General features: G+C 71.3%; 1 protein-coding gene. It reads right to left on the bottom strand.

Translation table 11 applies throughout. The features are described from left to right. Positions 1-23: 23 nt before the first annotated feature. On the bottom strand, positions 24-362 hold a 339-nt coding region (locus OO69_RS48365), incomplete at its 5' end, for a peptidoglycan-binding protein (RefSeq protein WP_033287426.1).

Here is a 362-nt window from a genome sequence, read left to right as displayed (position 1 = left end):
GGATGGGGGCGTCGTGGACATGGTCAGGACTCCCTGGGAAGGGGGCTCACGCGCGGAACTAGGAGGCGTTCCCACGCGGTTTCGTCGGGGATGCCGGTCACGTCGCCGGCTCCCTTGGGGCGCAGCGTCTGCTGGAACCGGGCGAACGCGTCGCGGTGGGCGTTCGTCCAGTCCGGGCCGAGGTATCGGCCGTCGCCGTGGCCTTCGGCCTCGAGGCGGCGGGCCATCGCGGTGATGATGTCGGAGTGGCGGCCGCCATGGAAAAACGTGGGGCCCGGGTACGGCTCGTAGCGGGCGGCGGTGTCGTCCGCGTCCGGGGTGGCTGTGATGGTGGCTGCGGCTTCGGGAGCAGTGTCCTTGCT

Source organism: Streptomyces sp. NRRL F-525 (assembly GCF_000716605.1).
Taxonomy (GTDB): Bacteria; Actinomycetota; Actinomycetes; order Streptomycetales; family Streptomycetaceae; genus Streptomyces.
This window is presented reverse-complemented; position numbering and strand designations above follow the sequence as displayed.